At 39.5% G+C, this 16,599-nt stretch carries 14 protein-coding genes; all 14 read right to left on the bottom strand.

Translation table 11 applies throughout. The features are described from left to right. Positions 1–66: 66 nt before the first annotated feature. Complete coding sequence (locus K6V21_RS14250; protein ID WP_224319027.1) at positions 67–354, bottom strand: LPD11 domain-containing protein; 288 nt, start codon at positions 352–354, stop codon at positions 67–69. 377 nt (positions 355–731) lie between these two features. Continuing rightward, a complete protein-coding gene (locus K6V21_RS14245; RefSeq protein WP_224319026.1) occupies positions 732–1,046 on the bottom strand; it encodes a hypothetical protein in 315 nt (104 codons plus the stop codon). 1,523 nt (positions 1,047–2,569) lie between these two features. Then, positions 2,570–3,817: an AbiH family protein gene (locus tag K6V21_RS14240; RefSeq protein ID WP_224319025.1), complete on the bottom strand. Its 1,248-nt coding sequence runs from the start codon at positions 3,815–3,817 to the stop codon at positions 2,570–2,572. A gap of 9 nt (positions 3,818–3,826) precedes the next feature. Next, the gene (locus K6V21_RS14235; RefSeq protein ID WP_224319024.1) at positions 3,827–4,537 is read right to left on the bottom strand and encodes a M48 family metallopeptidase; all 711 of its coding nucleotides are present in this window, start codon (positions 4,535–4,537) and stop codon (positions 3,827–3,829) included. Then, positions 4,537–7,731: a type I restriction endonuclease subunit R gene (locus K6V21_RS14230; RefSeq protein ID WP_224319023.1), complete on the bottom strand. Its 3,195-nt coding sequence runs from the start codon at positions 7,729–7,731 to the stop codon at positions 4,537–4,539. Before K6V21_RS14230 ends, K6V21_RS14235 begins: the two co-directional genes overlap by 1 nt. Further along, positions 7,728–8,918: a restriction endonuclease subunit S gene (locus tag K6V21_RS14225; RefSeq protein ID WP_224319022.1), complete on the bottom strand. Its 1,191-nt coding sequence runs from the start codon at positions 8,916–8,918 to the stop codon at positions 7,728–7,730. Before K6V21_RS14225 ends, K6V21_RS14230 begins: the two co-directional genes overlap by 4 nt. Then, positions 8,915–9,115, bottom strand: coding sequence for a hypothetical protein (locus K6V21_RS14220; protein WP_224319021.1), 201 nt, complete (start codon positions 9,113–9,115; stop codon positions 8,915–8,917). The genes K6V21_RS14225 and K6V21_RS14220 overlap by 4 nt, the downstream gene beginning before the upstream one ends. Beyond that, positions 9,082–11,586 (bottom strand): class I SAM-dependent DNA methyltransferase, encoded by a 2,505-nt coding sequence (locus K6V21_RS14215; RefSeq protein ID WP_224319020.1) that lies wholly within the window; start codon positions 11,584–11,586, stop codon positions 9,082–9,084. Before K6V21_RS14215 ends, K6V21_RS14220 begins: the two co-directional genes overlap by 34 nt. Positions 11,587–11,588: 2 nt before the next feature. Beyond that, positions 11,589–11,810, bottom strand: a complete 222-nt coding sequence (locus K6V21_RS14210; protein ID WP_224319019.1) for a helix-turn-helix domain-containing protein — start codon at positions 11,808–11,810, stop codon at positions 11,589–11,591. 326 nt (positions 11,811–12,136) lie between these two features. After that, positions 12,137–13,396 (bottom strand): type II toxin-antitoxin system HipA family toxin, encoded by a 1,260-nt coding sequence (locus K6V21_RS14205; protein WP_224319018.1) that lies wholly within the window; start codon positions 13,394–13,396, stop codon positions 12,137–12,139. Between the two features lie 3 nt (positions 13,397–13,399). Then, entirely contained in the window at positions 13,400–13,720 is a 321-nt protein-coding gene (locus K6V21_RS14200; protein WP_224319017.1) for a helix-turn-helix domain-containing protein, read from the bottom strand. Between the two features lie 193 nt (positions 13,721–13,913). After that, positions 13,914–15,227 (bottom strand): hypothetical protein, encoded by a 1,314-nt coding sequence (locus K6V21_RS14195; RefSeq protein ID WP_224319016.1) that lies wholly within the window; start codon positions 15,225–15,227, stop codon positions 13,914–13,916. 13 nt (positions 15,228–15,240) lie between these two features. Then, positions 15,241–16,005, bottom strand: coding sequence for a metallophosphoesterase (locus tag K6V21_RS14190; RefSeq protein WP_224319015.1), 765 nt, complete (start codon positions 16,003–16,005; stop codon positions 15,241–15,243). Continuing rightward, on the bottom strand, positions 16,005–16,589 hold the full coding sequence (locus K6V21_RS14185; protein WP_224319014.1) for a metallophosphoesterase: 585 nt from the start codon (positions 16,587–16,589) through the stop codon (positions 16,005–16,007). Before K6V21_RS14185 ends, K6V21_RS14190 begins: the two co-directional genes overlap by 1 nt. Positions 16,590–16,599 lie beyond the last annotated feature (10 nt).

Raw genomic sequence — 16,599 nt, 5'->3', positions numbered from 1 at the left:
TCCAGTTCTGCCCATTTACGGCAGTCATCTTTATGATTACCGCACTTTTTCTCCACTTCAATTTTACTATTCTTTCACTGCCATCTTCTTACCATATGCAACAATTTCGTCCATTGTCAGCCACTCCGGTTTTTCGTCTGCGCTGAAACTATCATACAGTTTGATCATAAAATCAAGTTGTCGTTCTTCGCTACCAGCCCACAGGCATTTTGTATTTCTGTTGCCAAAGCCAAGATAATACTCGCAATCTACTTGTAAACGCCCTAACAACATGTATCTGAATGTTAAATCACGCTGCATTATATAATCCATTGTTATTTCGCCGTTAGGGCTTATTTGATGTACTGTACTCATAATCTCTGTTGTTTTCAAGTTGATTTTTCTTTTTCCCTTTGATACCTAACTGTATCGAAAGGTTGATTATTTTTTCTGCCCACGGGATTGGCGGACTGTCCAGGCAAGGAGGGTGCGGAAAATACGCTCTCCAACAAAGTCGGAGAGGAAGATTTTCCGACAGCAAGCAAAGCGGTCCTTGACAGGACTGGCAGACGCTAATCGAACTTTGCAGACAAAAATAACCGGGCTTTCGGGATAGGTACGGAGTAGATAAAGGCGTATGCAGAATAATAAAAAGGGTATATAAGGAATTTATAAAAGGGGAATCCGCACTAATAAAAAGGGATCTGCACGGAAGAGAACCCGACCGAAGCCGGCTCCCTACACTCCTACGCTTAATCCGTTACATCAAAGAAATAACTTAGCTCTTCATCTTTCAGATTCTCCATCGCATATTGGTCGGTCTGTTCCCAAAGGGTATTGTAGAGTTCCGCAAACTCCGGTCTTTTTTCGTGGTATTGCCATATCTTATAGTTAAGCACCAATACCAGTTCGGTTAAAAATTCGTAATCTTCTTTCCACTCTTTGAAAGCACGATTGAACGTGTCCTGAATAGCTGAAAGGCCAAATCGCTCTGCTATCGAAAAATCTTCCCAAAACGTTGTTTGTACTTCGTAACCGTTTTCTTTCATAAATTCTCTGAATGTCATAATGCTTAAATTTTAAGATTGTTTTTTGTTTGGTGATTATATACTACTTTACAGTATGTGTCGGTGATGCTTGTTTTGATACTCAAACTCCTCCGTCGGCTTTGCCGCCACCTCCTCTATAAACAGAGGAGGAACTGGTATTTTTTACTGAAGATCAGGAGTATTTAAACTCTCTTTCTGTTTATAGAGGGAGTACCCCGAAGGGGGGAGGGAGTTTGTTTGCTGTAAATTTGTATATAAGTTCCTTTTGTTTTTCCCTCTTGTAGTATCTACTACTTTCGGGCTTGATTTAATTATGTCGCCTCAAAAGGTGTCATGGCTCCTTATGCAAGGTTTCACGGCTAAATACGACCTCTGTGAAGCAGAAGGTGGAGATTTGGCTGTGAACCCAAGGCTATGACCTTGCAGACAAGAGAGACATGACAAGCACCTTTGCGACACAATTCACATCAAGTAGCCCGAAAGGGATATGCGGAATAATGGAGGAAGTAAGAAGAAGGCTAAAACAGGGAAAGGTAAAACCGAGGATATGCCGCCAAAGCACATAGCCCAAACAACGACTGGTGAAAAGAGACAGAGCTGAAAGGACAAAGTAATGTCTCCTTTAACAATTTTGCTGGCCAAAAGAAAAATAGGTATGGCTTTGCGAGCTTATAAAAGCCGTTTAGTTTAGAACTTGAAGAGATATACAAAAAACAGACTAAACTTTATTATATTTGCAGTGTGCTTCGAATATCATCGTATGATGAGAACGAGATTGTTTTTCTTTCCAAGGGACAAAAAAATTGGCCTAAAAAACATCAAGGGATAGACCTTATATTTGCTCTTTTTATCTTTTGGACAGCAATTTTTTGTCTCCAGTTTGTCCCCCGAAGCATTTCATAAAAAACATAATATATTAAATATCAATTTATTACAAGTCAAAAATTATACAAAACATTTTCCGCATCGGTAAATAACCCAAACAGCTGGTTATCAATGCATTACAAAAAACCAACCATAACACATTGACATAAAATCACTTAAATAGAGGTTAAATAAGCTGTTTTGAGAGTCATATTTTCTCTTGTTTGCTTATTTTTTCCGCATTTTTGTCCCCCGTTTGTCCCTCGAAGTATTTTGGACACATACACTTATCCAACCGGGTAAAATTTCAGAAAATTATCATTTTGCAAAGTTATTCGAAACTCTAATTTACAAATACATACGAACATGATATAATTTTGATATACAAATTAATATAGATAAAATTACAGCAAATGATATTCAGATTGGAGTATTCGAAAAATATTATCATCATTATTTTAATATTTCCAGAAGTTGTCATCAATGGTTCCGAGTCTAGCGAAATTATCCTTGATGCGCTAAAATCTTACAATACTACCATATAATTTATTGTTTCGTAATTAAAAGCTATATCCTGTTCACACACTGATGACACTAATGGAAAGGTTCTTTTCCCTCTAATTGAAAAATCAGGAACTCTGCTGTGCTATTTCGTATTTCTATATTGCCATATAAAATCATTTAATATATTGTGATAATGGTTCACAAAACATTTTATTTACGACTCTATCACGCATTAGCTTCATGTCCGTAAAATTACGACATATATTTTGTGCTATTTCCAGATAGTTATCTGAACCATCATCTTTTTGATAATAATATGGCTTTATTGAAACACAGTTTTTATGCTCAAACAAGGTGTTTAGCAGCGTTCGGTCTGAGTTGCCACAAGAATGCCCCATGATATAAACTTGATATGGAGCAGATTCAATGAACTGAAGTAAATTACGATATTTTCCCGACTCTAAATACTTTATAGATTTGATGTTTCTTAAACACTCATTATCTGATTGTTTAAGGAGATCTTTATAATCCTCATCAAGTTCATCACCATAGCCAAATATTATGCTATCGGGATTATTCAAGTCTCCATGAATATGGTTTGTAGATGCAACTTTCAAACACCCATATTTGTCTGCTACTTCAGTATAATTAAAATTAAGTAGCATAATATTCTCAGGAATTATTAAATCCTTTAGGTAAATTTCTTCTATCTCTGACGAACCTACAAACTGCTTTCTGAGCTGTTTGATATCCTCTGCCATAAAGTGCCTATCGGAACCTTCATAACCATATCTACAGAGTAACTGTTGGTACACATTGTCTTGTTGGATTAAATAATCTACGTAGTCATAGTAAACTTGTAATTGTGAAATACTAACATCTTCTTTACGAATATTTCCATAAATTTGACGTTGTATCTCCTTATTGCACTTTATATTATAAGTTGTAATAGAAGAAAGATATTGAGCTAAAAGTTCCTGAGTATAATGTAATTGCTTGTTGAGTTCAGAAATAGTATAATCGCAGTTGTCTGGATTTATAATTGCATTTCCTAATAAGTCATAATACTCCTTTTCAATGTCAACCCATCCTTTGGTTTCAATAGAAGTGCATATATTTAAAAAAAATGGAGACAATGAAAGTTCAAAGGACTTAGAGTCATTGGCAATACTATCAATAATCTCTTTACCAGACGGTTTGTTAAAAAACTTAGGAAGACAAAATGCAAAGACATTCCAACAACGATTGTAATTGTCTGAAATAATTTTGATAGAACAAAGACAGTCCTCTGATATGGACGTAATATTTCCTGTAAAAGAGTCAACTCGTTTCTCCCAATACCAGTTTATGAAATCTTCATACCTAGTAGGAAGCCCATGTGCCAAGTCAAAGCCGTTGCCGATTAGTATAATTCGATTCATAAGTGTGCGTTATTCTTTGTATGGTAGTGCTACAAATGCATTCAGTTTTTGGCGCAAAGTGCGCCAATTCGGAAGACGTTTGGTCATCAACATCTCAAAAATTTTGTTATGATTATCGACTTTAAAATGACAGAACTCATGTACAATCACAAACTCAATGCACTCACGTGGTACTCGGGCAAGCTCAAGATTAAAGATAAGCAGACGCTTTGAGGGAATACAACTGCCCCATTCAGTCTTCATCTGCTTGACCTGCCATTCAAAAGGATTTTCTTCAAGTTCATTAGCCCAATATTGGAGCATTGATGCCAGTTCCTTTTTAAGATGCAACCTATACCAAGTACGCATTAGTTCTGCTCTTGTTTCAATAGAAGTGTCAGGTTTCAAAAACATATAAAGTTTGTTACCTTTAAGTTCCATACTATTTGCATAGTGAGGCAACTCTTCTACAATAAGTTGATACCGTTGACCAAATAAATAATGACTCTCGCCCGATACGAACTGCCGTTTCGTTTGTCGAGGCTGTGCAAGAACTTCCTCTATCTGAGTTCGAAGCCATTCCAATTTTTGCAAGACAAAATTTCTAGCATCATCATCTGTCAGATAATCAGGCATAGAGATATGTACCCTCGCATCTGGAGGATAGACAGCCAAATGCAAATTTTTAATGGATTTGCGTTCAACCTCAATTTCGATATCTGCTACTTCTATGGTGTGCATTAAAACTCAGGATTATTTATTGCAATACGAAGGATGTCATCTACATCAAATGGTTTAGATGCAGTAAATGATTCTAAGGCCCTACAAAGTTTAGATTTCTTTACATCATTCGTCCTAAATCCTTGCTTAGCATTAACTTTGATAAGTTGATAGACCTCCAGAGTTAATGCAACATCTTCGCCTAGATTATCAAATAATGCTTGTTTGCCTTGAGTGTCGAGTCTAGGATCGAATGTACGATTCCCAAGTTCACGAGTCAACTCAGCTATTGCTTTGAGATATTCCTTATAGTCAAGAACTCCTTGGCGATACTCCGCAAGCAGTCGGTTTATGCGTTCTGAGAATTTTCTATATTCTTCTGGATTACTCTCACGTTTACGGTTAACTACACGACGAACATTGGCAGTAATCGTTGATGCGACACCATCCTTTCCTCCAAGTGCTTCCTCAGCCTCATGTTCTGCTTCCTCTGAGTTACCGTCAAGCACAAGGTCGAGAAATGAAAAGTCTTCAAGCATGGCGAGCACCTTCGAGGGCTTGGCATCTATATACATATCAAGTATGTTTCTCATCTGCTGATCATACAGTTTCATGTCAACAATATCTCCGGCACGGCGCATTATGGCATTCCGAATATTATCAAAATTCTTGATACGCTCAAATATAGTCTGCGCCTCTTCAGTCGTATAACCAGCTCTCTCCATTTCAAGCGCAATTGCAGAATAGCGGGTCACAAGAATTTTTACAGCATTATAGAAGGCTTCGCGTATGGGGGCACTTCGGATAGTTGCAGCTTCTTCTTCATCAGGCTCCGTGCTGCGTTGGTCGAATACAAAGTAATCAAAAAATTCGTTGGTCGTTTTTGGATGAGCAACAGGCTCACAAAGATGCTCTACACGTTCAAGTGCCGTGTCCAAATCGCGCTTGGCATTCTCAAATCGATCCGTTAACAATCCTTTCACATCTTCCTTGTCGTAATCTGAAAATGCTCCAGTAGTGTAATCATTGACCGCATCTTCAATATTCTTAAAAAGTTGTTTGTAGTCGACTATATACCCGAACTCTTTTTCTTCATACTCGTTGTTTGTACGGTTTACGCGACAGATAGCTTGAAACAAATCATGCCCCTCCATTTTCTTATCAAGATAGAGATAGGTAGCCGATGGAGCATCAAAACCAGTAAGTAGTTTACTTACCACAATCAGTAGTTTCATGTCACCTGGATGGTCGACAAATTGAGTCTTAGCCCATTCCTCAAATTCTTCGGGAGTGCGGTCCTTAAACATCTTTTTAGCCATCTCTGCTTTATATTCAGCCTCGCTTTGTGTTTCGCCCGAAGATGATTCTTCCGGACTCGCATCTTTACCGTTAAAACTTGAAACGACTGCACAATGTCCTTTAAGTTGTGTTTCCTGAAAGACCTCCCAACAACGATAAGCCTGATAAATGCTATCGCAAACCAGCATTGCATTACCCCAACCTTCCCGAAGGCATGATATGAGTTGCATGTCCTTTACAATGTCGGCTACAATCTTACGCACGCGGTCACGACTCGAAAAAAGATTCTTCATTACAGCCCATCGGCTTTTTAACTCTTCTTTTGCTTTCGGACTGAGATTGCGTGTAATGTGTTCAAAGAGTTGGTCAACGGCCTGTTCGTTTTCAAGATTCTGCTCTATTTCGCGAGCTTCATAACGTAGGTCGAGAATCACCTGATCCTTAACCGCCTCATTAAATTTATATGTGTGGATATAATTGCCAAAGTTTTCTCTCGATGTAAGTTTACTCTTTTGTTGTTTCAGCAATGGAGTACCGGTAAAACCGATGAGCATAACATCATCGCCCATAATTTTTTTCATGGCTTTGTTGAGTATACCACCTTGTGTACGATGGCATTCGTCAACAAAGACAAATATATTGCCTTTAGCCTTAAAACCTTGGGGCAGTTTTTCGGCAAGTGCAGCCATATACTGTTCAGGAGAGCGCTTTCCCCGGAGCTTCTTCTCCTCTGGAGAAAAAGCAGATTCCTCCTGTCCTGCAATACCGAATTTATGGATAAGGGTACAAATCAAATTAGGTTCAACTTCTGACAGCATCGAAAGAAGATGATTTCCGCTTTTGGCACGAATTGGTTTATGACCGGCATCTTTGAATCCATTCTCAATTTGTTTGTCGAGCTCATCACGGTCGGTGATAATAACAACACGCGGGTCATTTGGCATATTCTCCAATATCCATTGAGCCAACCATACCATCATCAAACTTTTGCCGGCACCTTGCGAGTGCCAGATAATACCACTTTGCTTATTGCGGATGCGTGGTTTTGCTACCTCGAATGCAAAATATTGGTTTGGACGACAAACTTTTTTAATACCTCCGTCATATACAACGCAGTCATGGATAAGACGCAAAATTCTTTTCGGTTCAAGCATCTGAAGCAATGAACGATCAAGTTCATTAGGAAATTCTGTTCTTGGAAATAGCTCAGGAATTGGTTCGGGAGTGGACGTATCATTGGGATAACTTTGACCCGTTGGTTCCTTCCAGCGTAACCAAAACTTTTCCGGAGTCAGTATTGTACCATAATGCACTCCTTCACTATCGTTTCCGGCAAAAAGAAATTGGGCAGGTACAAAAAAATGGCATATTTCATTATCTCTACCATTATTACGAATCTGTTGGCGCACACCGTCTTTAACACTAACAGTTGATTTCTTCAATTCAATAACTCCAAGTGCCATTCCATTGACATATACTACTATGTCAGGACGCCGTGTATGGTATTCTTCTATATTACGGCGAACTGTCACCTCCTCTGCCAAAGAAAATATATTGTCGGCCACATCATCCTCGGACCATTCAATAATCTTAACAGTTTTGCTTTGTCCGTCATCTCCTTGAATATTTACTCCGTAGCGCAGATAGTTATAAAAGTTCAGATTGCTCTGAAACAACGTGTCCTTATCATGACATCGGCTTATTTCCAAATCGAGCAAGCGAAGAACTTTATCAATCTCCGTATTTGAGGCGTGTTGTGTATCTTTTATAAACTTTCCGAGAATTTCAGGAATAATTGGAAGGTTGTCGGCATCCTGTTTATATCCAAGATACTGATAGCCACAATAATCGTGGAGGAGATTAACAACACGATTTTGAGTTGTGCGTTCCGAATCTACTAATGGTATCGTGTTCATATTAAACGGATTTTTCCTGTTAATAACTGCTGCATCATGCCTTGACGGACTGCAATATATTTATCCCTTTTTGCCTCTATTGCTTCAATTCCATCATTCATGTCAGACAGAATATTGGCAATGGCTTTTTGTTCTTGCATCGTTGAAGGTATATTTATTTTCATTTTTGCAATCATATTTCTTCTGACGGAATCTACTGTTGCTTTTGCTGATAATGCAATAACTCGATTATAAAAGAAAAATGAAAATAGAAAGTAAAAGAATTTTACATCTGTATCATCAAAGTCGTACATTAAATAGCATCGTTGATGTAAATCAAATTTTCCATTGACATAATGAAACACCTTTCCTATTTGGCCATCCCCAATAGTTATAACACCTTCACAATCGAATATATAGCTATTACTTCTCATGACTGTGGCCGACCGAATGTAAAATGGATATATACCTGATTCAATTTGATCTTGAGTGTTACTCTCTCCTGTGGTTATTTTACAACATTTTTCAACTAAAGTATTCCTCCACGGATGGACGAAACCTGGTAATCTGCAATGAGCGGTTAGGAGCTCTTGCATAGTCCCCTGCATTATAGACCGTTTCTTTTCAATCAGAGTATCAAGTTCACGAATTAACTTATCTACATCGCTCAATGCTTCTGCAATTCTCGTTTGTTCGTTAACGTCTTTTGGTAGAATAACAGAATGTTCTCCTAATATTTTTGTATTAATTGATGGCATCCCCAATCCAACAGCAGCAGAAATGATACGCTGTTTTGCTGAATAACTATTTAAATGATAGCCTAAATAAGATGCGTTATAACCAAAAGTATTTCGGACTCTTAATAATCGTCCAGAAAATAACCAACCTTCTTCTTGTTCGGTTACAACACTATTTCTGTCAACAGAACCGACTCTACTATATACTATATCGCCTGTCCGTAAAGAATATTGAGCCAAACGTTTCTTATCTCTTTCCCCAACTAATGGTGTGTTCGTAGCATGAAGTATGTACGGTTCACCTAAATGTTCGACAGTAATAATTGGTGTACCATAACGAACATAATCAGATGCGTGTAATGAAGAACCAAAGGGACCTGTTTTAATGTCGCTTATAGTTCCTAAACGGAAAACCGCCCAGTCCATAGGAATCAATCCCAACTCTGTTTGTTTGAATTTAGTTTCAATCATAATTCAAAACCCATTTTAGCGAGGTGAGAATTTACTTTTTCTTCAAGATCTCGTACTGAAGCGTCAATGTCGGATAAGCGGTGAGCATAACGATCAACAAGAGCAGTAACTTGTTGTTCAATATCCACGGTTACATCGAAAGCCGCACTAATTGCTCCTCCAACTATAGCAGTATGCCATTTGTCGTTGACAACCATACCTTAATTTCCGATTCTTGTAAAGTAGGATATTTTGCAACAACAAGTTTGGTCAACTTTGATATCTTTTGTTTAACATCTGTCTTAGCATCAGCCAACTCTCTGTTAAAGTCAATATATTTTTTATATAACTTAATGGTATCATCTGGCAATGCCGCATAATTAACAACTTCCTTCAATCGATATTTAATTGCACTTACACTCATGTCGCTAAGACAATCGAATACATTCCGATTTTTGGCGATAATAGCTTCGCGTTTCTCTTTGCCAATCTTTCCTTTTTCGTTAATAGCAAGATATGTCTCTAAAACATCTTTTTCTCCCTCCAAAGGTTTAGGACATATAGCGTAGATATATTTACTTATGATTTCGGTAACAGTATCGTTAAGTTCCTCGGGGTATTCCTCCTCCATCTGTTCTATCTCACCTTTGAGTTGTGACACACGCTCTTCAGCTTCATTGACCGCATCGTTCTCTTCCTTGAAATAGTGATTGACAACAACATGAACCGGCAACAAATCGCAATTGTAATCCCTGAAGGTGGGATTCTTTTTAGGGACAAACTTTACCTCTTTAGACTTTTTATCGGTTGTAAGAACATCACACGACAATTCTACCGTCCAACCATAGCGAGAAATCAGATAACAATCATCTTGCATGGCTGAGTTCCAATAGTTGAGCAATATGTCATATATCGTGTATTTGCCAACAAGCCCATCAATTTCAGAGAGCATCTCAAGGAGTGACTCACTCCAGTCTGCTATAAGTTTTTTAGGCTGGCATCCGGGAGCAAGCGCAAACATCTGTTGTGACACAAGTTTATACCATTCTTCTATTGCATCAGAGAAGAATCCACTTAAAGTACTGAATTCCTTATTGTGTATAATAGTGTTTGGAATCTCGTTGCGTCCGACGCGCAGTTTATAATAGTTTTCCTCCAATGGCTCAAACAGCTCGTCTTTGAGTGTTGGACAGTGTCGCCAAAGATAAGAAAATCCATCTTCTACATCCTTGACAGGTAATCCTCCGTTTAGTTTGAGGTGAGCATAAAGATCTTGCTGAATTTCAGTATCGACTAGCGTTATATAACGTGACACATTGAGATTGCAGCCATTTCGCTCGTTGGTAATTTCGGTGTAAGGTACGAATCGGGCAAAATGAGGTATGGCTTCCTCTTTATCATCAAGGTTACCGTTCTTTTCGAGATTTTCAAGCGTTTCCCATGCATCAAATATGCGACGAATATCCTGTTCACGAAGTCGATTCTTTGCTCCATCTTTTGCGAATCCTGAGCGAGCATCAATCATAAAAATGCCTTTTGATGTCGAAGTCTTAGCTTTGTCAATAATGATAATGCAGGCAGGAATTCCAGTACCAAAAAACAAGTTTGTAGGCAGACTTATGATGCCTCGGATATACCGTTTCTCAATAATTTTCCTTCTAACAGCTTCTTCTTCATTACCACGGAACAAAACTCCGTTTGGCAATATACAAGCTCCGCGCCCTTGCGAATTGATTGACTTGATAATGTGAAGCAAAAATGCGTAATCTTCATAGCCAACAGGAGGAATAGGAGGTAGATTGTCTGAATTTCCCCACCGACCGAAAGTGTCATTGATTTTAATTTCTCCCTTTATCCATCCCTTCTGAGAGAATGGAGGATTGGCAACGACATAGTTGAATGTTTCCAGCTGATTTGGTGTTGATTTGAGGAACGGCTTTTCAATTGTATCTCCGACTTCCAACTCCGGGTCGTCATAACCATGAAGATACATATTCATAACCGCCATACCTCGTGTTGCCCCATCAAGTTCTTGGCCAAATATAGAAACGCCGTCACGATGCTTGGTATATTCCGCAGCAGCACGAAGCAACAATGATCCCGAGCCGCAAGTCGGGTCATATATAGAAATCTGTGGCCGATTGTCTTTATGTATGCCTATCAGACGAGCCATTAAGCGAGAAACCTCAGCAGGAGTATAGAACTGACCTTTCTTTTTACCACTCTCTGCCGCAAAATTCTTCATCAGATATTCATACGCATCTCCGATAAGATCGTCATCGCCAGCACGGTTCTTACTAAAATCAAGGAAATCCCGCTGAAAAACAGAAATGAGGCTTGTCAATGTATCAACCTTAGCTTTCCCTGTTCCGAGTTTAGTTGAGTCATCAAAATCAGCTTCGTTGATAATGTGATCTAATCGAGGATTCGCTCGGGCTATGGCATGGAGCTTTTTCTGAATCTCCTCACCTATATTGGGTTTCCCCTTAAGAGCAACGATGTCATTGAAAGAACATCCTTCAGGAAGGTCAAAGAATATGTCTGAATCGGATTGTACCTTGTCACTGATGTACTTCAAGAATAGCATAGTCAACACATAGTTCTTGTATTGACTTGCGTCCATGCTTCCGCGTAGGATATTGCAACTTTCCCAAAGTATGCTATATAATTGAGTCTTCTTTATTGCCATAACTAAATTTTTATTTTACCATTTATGAGTTGACGAGGGTCAACATTAAGTAATTCTGCAACTTTAACCAACATATCAAGGGATGGTTGTGACTTATTGGAACACCATCTTGAAATTGTATTCTCGGACTTACCCATTTGCTCTGCCAACCATCTATTGGTTCTTTGCTTTTCTGCAAGTACCACTTTTATTCTATTCAGCATTATTTGTTGATTATTCGACATTAGTATTTAAATTATCCTCGTTAAATTGCAAACAAAAATACATCAAATTCCCCATATAGCCAAGTATATAAGCGACAAAAACATCATTTAAAGGAATGGCTACAGTTGTCATAAAGCTATGCAAAAAGAACACATGTGTCGTTTTTATCTATTCCATCAATGAATTTCACCTTATCAAAAATATTATGCTGCACGAACATAATGTTTGTGCAGCATAATACCTCAATCCTGTCTTATTACTCAATCACATACAAAATCAACCCTATACCTCATTCTAATTGGCAATTTAGCGCATTTTTGCTTGGTAATTTGGCACGCAGAAACAGTTATTCCTTACATCGTTTATTCAACACTCCGGCAAACATATCCATATCTCTCTTGGAAATCCCTAATCTTGTCGCCAATTCTCGCCACTCTTTTATGGCTCCAATTACCTCAGAAATAATTTTCTTTGCAGCTTTTCGGTTAAGCATATAATCTTCGCAAGCATCAAGCAAAATGTTTAAGTCAGCTTTGTTGGAAGTGGATGAAATAAGCAGACTTTGATATTCATTCAGAGTAGGATTCATATCGTATGCAGGAGAAAGTGTCCAACCTTTTGCAGTCAAAAGAAAACCGTGATTGCGGAAATGGTCATCGCTATTGCCGATGCAGATATTGAAAGCTGCACGGCGATAGAGTTCCTGCAGATTATCTTCCACATTCGTACAGTTCTGGATTATGAAATCGACTATATCCAGATAACCGTGTCCCGTAGTTGCGTTGTCGCCGTCATTGAGTCCTAATAAAGTCATGGCAGAAGCAAAGTGAATCCGTTTCCCTTCTTGGGTTCTGTCAAAGCGTTGCGAAAGCAAGGTGTGATATTTCTCACCTGTTGCCAGTACTTTGGTTTTCGCGGCATTTATACCGGCATTTATCGCAAGAAGATGGCTGAAATGCTCCCAAAGTCCGGCATCGTAATCATCCTTGCGAGAAGGGAACTTGGCGACATAAAGCGTTTTATCCGTGTCAATCACACTGGCTTTGGGTCTTGCTCCACCTAATGAAGAACCCGGTTGCACGAGTTGGGCAACCCATTTCTTATCAGGCAGGACATTCCCCTCTTCGCTTTTCTCGATTTCCGCACTGGCTGCAATCAACTCCCTTATATCAGTCAGAGGTGGAATTTTCAACGACTCACTTACATTTATAAATCCCCCGTCTTTTGACTCCTTGAAACGGAAAGCACCCATTCGGGAAAAATCATCGATACCGGTCAAAAAATCGAAAGAAGACAGTCTCCGTACCAGTCGTTTCTCTTCCATCGCAGTAATCTGCTCACGTCGCAACAACAATGTTCGTCCCCAACGATCCGGCAATGAATCCGAGAAACATCCGAATATATCTTTCTCCGGTTGCGTATATTGCTGTCCCGGATAATTATTCAGGTCATCACTCAAAAACAAATCTCCGTGTTTTTTCAACCATTCATCGCTGAAGGTAAAGCAATAACTGTCCGAACCACGAAGAGATTCATAGCCTAACTCGCCAACAATTTCTGTTTCCTTAAGCCAATCAAAATCGGCATATACATATAATGTTTTCATCGTTTATTCCTTTTTTGAGGCACGTTCCCTAGTCTTCAGACTCAAATCCTGCAATGTTTTCCCCAATTTATCTTCTTTGGCCAGCCACAGAATATCATCATCAAGCTGTAAAGCATACAGCACTCGCAAATAGATTCCGATTGCAACTGTCGGTGCACCTTTTTCTATTCGGGACACGGTCAACGGAGAACAGGTAGCACGTTCCGCCACCTGAACCACACTCAAATTCCTGCGTAAGCGAGCTAGTTTAATCTGTTCTCCCACAACCGCCATCTTTTGTTCTAATTTCCGGGGCAACTTAGTCCCCATTGTATTTTTAGTCATATTCAACTCATCATATAATATGCAAAGATATTACTTTTTATCTATTTAATGATGTATTGCAGATAAAAAATCGCAAGATTAAAAGACATGGCTATGCAAATACAGATTTCTCCACCAAGTTTTGAAGAGGTCGACTCTTAGCCTTTGTCAATGACTATGATTAAGGCAAGAGCCAACCTCCTCAATTTAAGCGTCAAGCGACTGGATTCACCAACTTTTCATCCTGCCATTCTGCAAGAGAAACAATCGAATTGTATTGCTCCAAAGTCAACACCGATTCACCATCGTCCGAACATTCGTATTCCCACGGCAGTTCGTAAACAGTATCTTCCTCCTGATAGCCCATATAGTTATGATACGAATTGGGAATCAGCCGCACATAACCTTCTTCACGCAGAATCCTCAAGAGTTTTTCGGCATCGTGAATCAGCAGCGGTACTCCGGTCTTATATAAAGCAGTGGCAACCTCAATGGCCAATCCGACATTTGCCGAATAGCTATTAGAGACAACTATCATCCAACCCTGCTGCGACACCTTCGATGCAATGACATTCAGGCGCGAAAGTCCCAGCTCGCTATAATGGTCTGTTGCAAACCGTATAAAATCCTCTGGGCTGTCAATGTCGTATAGTCTATCTACATCTACGAACTTTACTCGCGTGTAGTAGGCTATATCTCGCAGCTCTTCCGGAACATTCGGCTGTTCTTTGTAGATACGATTTCCAACACCTCGTTTCCGGTAGTATGCTTCATACACCTCGTTAGCGATGCGGTAATACATACAATATTGCCGGGTGGTCATAGTCTTCAGATGAGGTCTGGAATGTTCCTCCACTGAATCCTCCAAAGCCTTTATAGCAGTCTCCCGATCTTCCACCTCAATTTTGAACTCCGGTGCTATCCGATTGAGTTCCTTTCGTGCAATCCGCCCAGTCCGTTGCTGGTACGGCAGATTGTGCGCCACATAGTCGTTGAACCCATCGGGATTTGCAACAAGAACATCAACCAGCCTCTGCAAATAGTCGAAGAATCGGGCAAGGGAATCACAATACCATGCGTTATCTGATTCTCCGTCGGCACAAGAGGAGCGATTCGTAATAACGAAATGCGTATGTTTTCGGTCTGTAACGCGAATCGACCGGAACTCTTCGTATCTATAAGAAGCAACATGAAACCACTGCGTTTCCGTTGGATTGAATGCGAGCCAGTCCGCAAAGAACGCTTCTTTGCTTTGATACTCTCCCGAAGCAATTAGTTCCTCAATATCACCCCACTCCTCAGGAGTAGGGCGTGGCACCTCTATGTAGAAACCACGATGCTCATCATCCCCCATTATGGCAAGTCGCTCGAACTGACGCTGAATTTCAACCAGACGTTTCAGCATATTGCCACTAACGATGATTTCACAATGGCGCATTTCACCCATTGCTTCTATATGCGAAGCGTTCAAGCCAACCTCCTTCGCCAAATCGACAAAGAATTTTCTATCTATTATTCTTGCATTCATTGCTTTATGTTTATTAAATTTCAACATACTTTTCCGGATTAAATCCATTTACAAGGTGCTCATTCGCAAAAACATATCCCACCTGGTTACAGATTACCCTAGTGCTACCAATCTCTGTGTCGATATTGCTATGCGAGTGTCCATAAATCCAAGCATTTATTCGGCTGTAGGCAATCCAATCCCCATATTCGCTGGCAAATGCACTGTTCTGTACGGAGTTCTTGTGTTGTGGCACAACCACCTTAAAAGTAGGCAAATGATGAGTAACCACCACAATATGATTCGCCGTACTCTCTTCGACGCTTTTCTGGATAAAATCCATACAGATTTCGTGCATCCAATTGAATTCCTCCACCTGTAGTAATTTTCCGTCAAACTTGATTTGGCGAAAGTCGTTCATACCTTTCCACACGAAATACTTGTCATTCGGGTTAATCCGCGACCATAGCGTACTCAGAACAAAGTCGGTATCATCGATACGGATTACTTGATTCTGATAGTACCCTACATTCTTCCGGAACATCCACTTCCATTGCAGCCCTCGTTCCATCACGTCTGAATAATTGTAATATTCATGATTACCTGGAACTATCAGAACCTGCTTGTAATTATCTGAAGCCCATTTCCAAAATTTCACCATAGGAGCAATCCTATCAAGATAGAATATATCTCCAGCCAAAACCAGCATATCACCGGTAACAGGTAATTCATTATGCTTTAAATATCTGCTATTCTCCCCGAACTCCAGATGTAAATCGCTCATATATTGTATCTTCATTACTCTTTCATTTTTGATTGTTTAATCTGTTTTTCAATGATTGTCTTCACCTGTGCAAATGAAACCGGCATAAAGTTGTTGTTATCAACCCCGACATCATACTGTGTCGGATAGAGGTGTTGAAGTCGTGTGGCATCAATTCCGGTGTTATTATTCCTTGTATGCACATGACCGAACAGTTGCCATACATCTTTATATCCGCCATCAAAGCATAGAAACGGATAGTGATTCAAATATATCTTCTGCTTGTTCACCTCTATGTGCATCTGCATAGCCAAATGCTCAAATCTATCGACATAACCCTGTCTCAAGTTCTTCAAATCGTGGTTGCCAAGAATCAGATATATCTTGCCGTTCAATCTATCAAGTATTTTAGTCCATTCGGCTGAACCGCCAAGACAGAAATCACCCAAGTGAAAAACAATATCGTCCAAGCCAACTGTATTATTCCAATTGGAGATAATCGTTTCATTCATCATTTCCACATCATTAAAAGGTCTGTTGCAGAAACGAATGATATTTCCGTGATAAAAGTGGGTATCAGATGTAAAGAATACCTTGCTGCCATCAAATTTATAATTCATCTCTTCTCAA

The sequence above is a fragment of the Bacteroides cellulosilyticus genome, assembly GCF_020091405.1.
Taxonomy (GTDB): domain Bacteria; phylum Bacteroidota; class Bacteroidia; order Bacteroidales; family Bacteroidaceae; genus Bacteroides.
The sequence above is the reverse complement of the archived record's forward strand: the minus strand, read 5'-3'. Positions and strand labels throughout refer to the sequence as shown.

Bases quoted from the DNA above. Each gene is read 5' to 3' on its own strand.
- K6V21_RS14250 (WP_224319027.1), bottom strand. From the start codon at position 354: ATGAGTACAGTACATCAAATAAGCCCTAACGGCGAAATAACAATGGAT.
- K6V21_RS14245 (WP_224319026.1), bottom strand. From the start codon at position 1,046: ATGACATTCAGAGAATTTATGAAAGAAAACGGTTACGAAGTACAAACA.
- K6V21_RS14240 (WP_224319025.1), bottom strand. From the start codon at position 3,817: ATGAATCGAATTATACTAATCGGCAACGGCTTTGACTTGGCACATGGG.
- K6V21_RS14235 (WP_224319024.1), bottom strand. From the start codon at position 4,537: ATGCACACCATAGAAGTAGCAGATATCGAAATTGAGGTTGAACGCAAA.
- K6V21_RS14230 (WP_224319023.1), bottom strand. From the start codon at position 7,731: ATGAACACGATACCATTAGTAGATTCGGAACGCACAACTCAAAATCGT.
- K6V21_RS14225 (WP_224319022.1), bottom strand. From the start codon at position 8,918: ATGATTGAAACTAAATTCAAACAAACAGAGTTGGGATTGATTCCTATG.
- K6V21_RS14220 (WP_224319021.1), bottom strand. From the start codon at position 9,115: ATGGTTGTCAACGACAAATGGCATACTGCTATAGTTGGAGGAGCAATT.
- K6V21_RS14215 (WP_224319020.1), bottom strand. From the start codon at position 11,586: ATGGCAATAAAGAAGACTCAATTATATAGCATACTTTGGGAAAGTTGC.
- K6V21_RS14210 (WP_224319019.1), bottom strand. From the start codon at position 11,810: ATGTCGAATAATCAACAAATAATGCTGAATAGAATAAAAGTGGTACTT.
- K6V21_RS14205 (WP_224319018.1), bottom strand. From the start codon at position 13,396: ATGAAAACATTATATGTATATGCCGATTTTGATTGGCTTAAGGAAACA.
- K6V21_RS14200 (WP_224319017.1), bottom strand. From the start codon at position 13,720: ATGACTAAAAATACAATGGGGACTAAGTTGCCCCGGAAATTAGAACAA.
- K6V21_RS14195 (WP_224319016.1), bottom strand. From the start codon at position 15,227: ATGAATGCAAGAATAATAGATAGAAAATTCTTTGTCGATTTGGCGAAG.
- K6V21_RS14190 (WP_224319015.1), bottom strand. From the start codon at position 16,005: ATGAAGATACAATATATGAGCGATTTACATCTGGAGTTCGGGGAGAAT.
- K6V21_RS14185 (WP_224319014.1), bottom strand. From the start codon at position 16,589: ATGAATTATAAATTTGATGGCAGCAAGGTATTCTTTACATCTGATACC.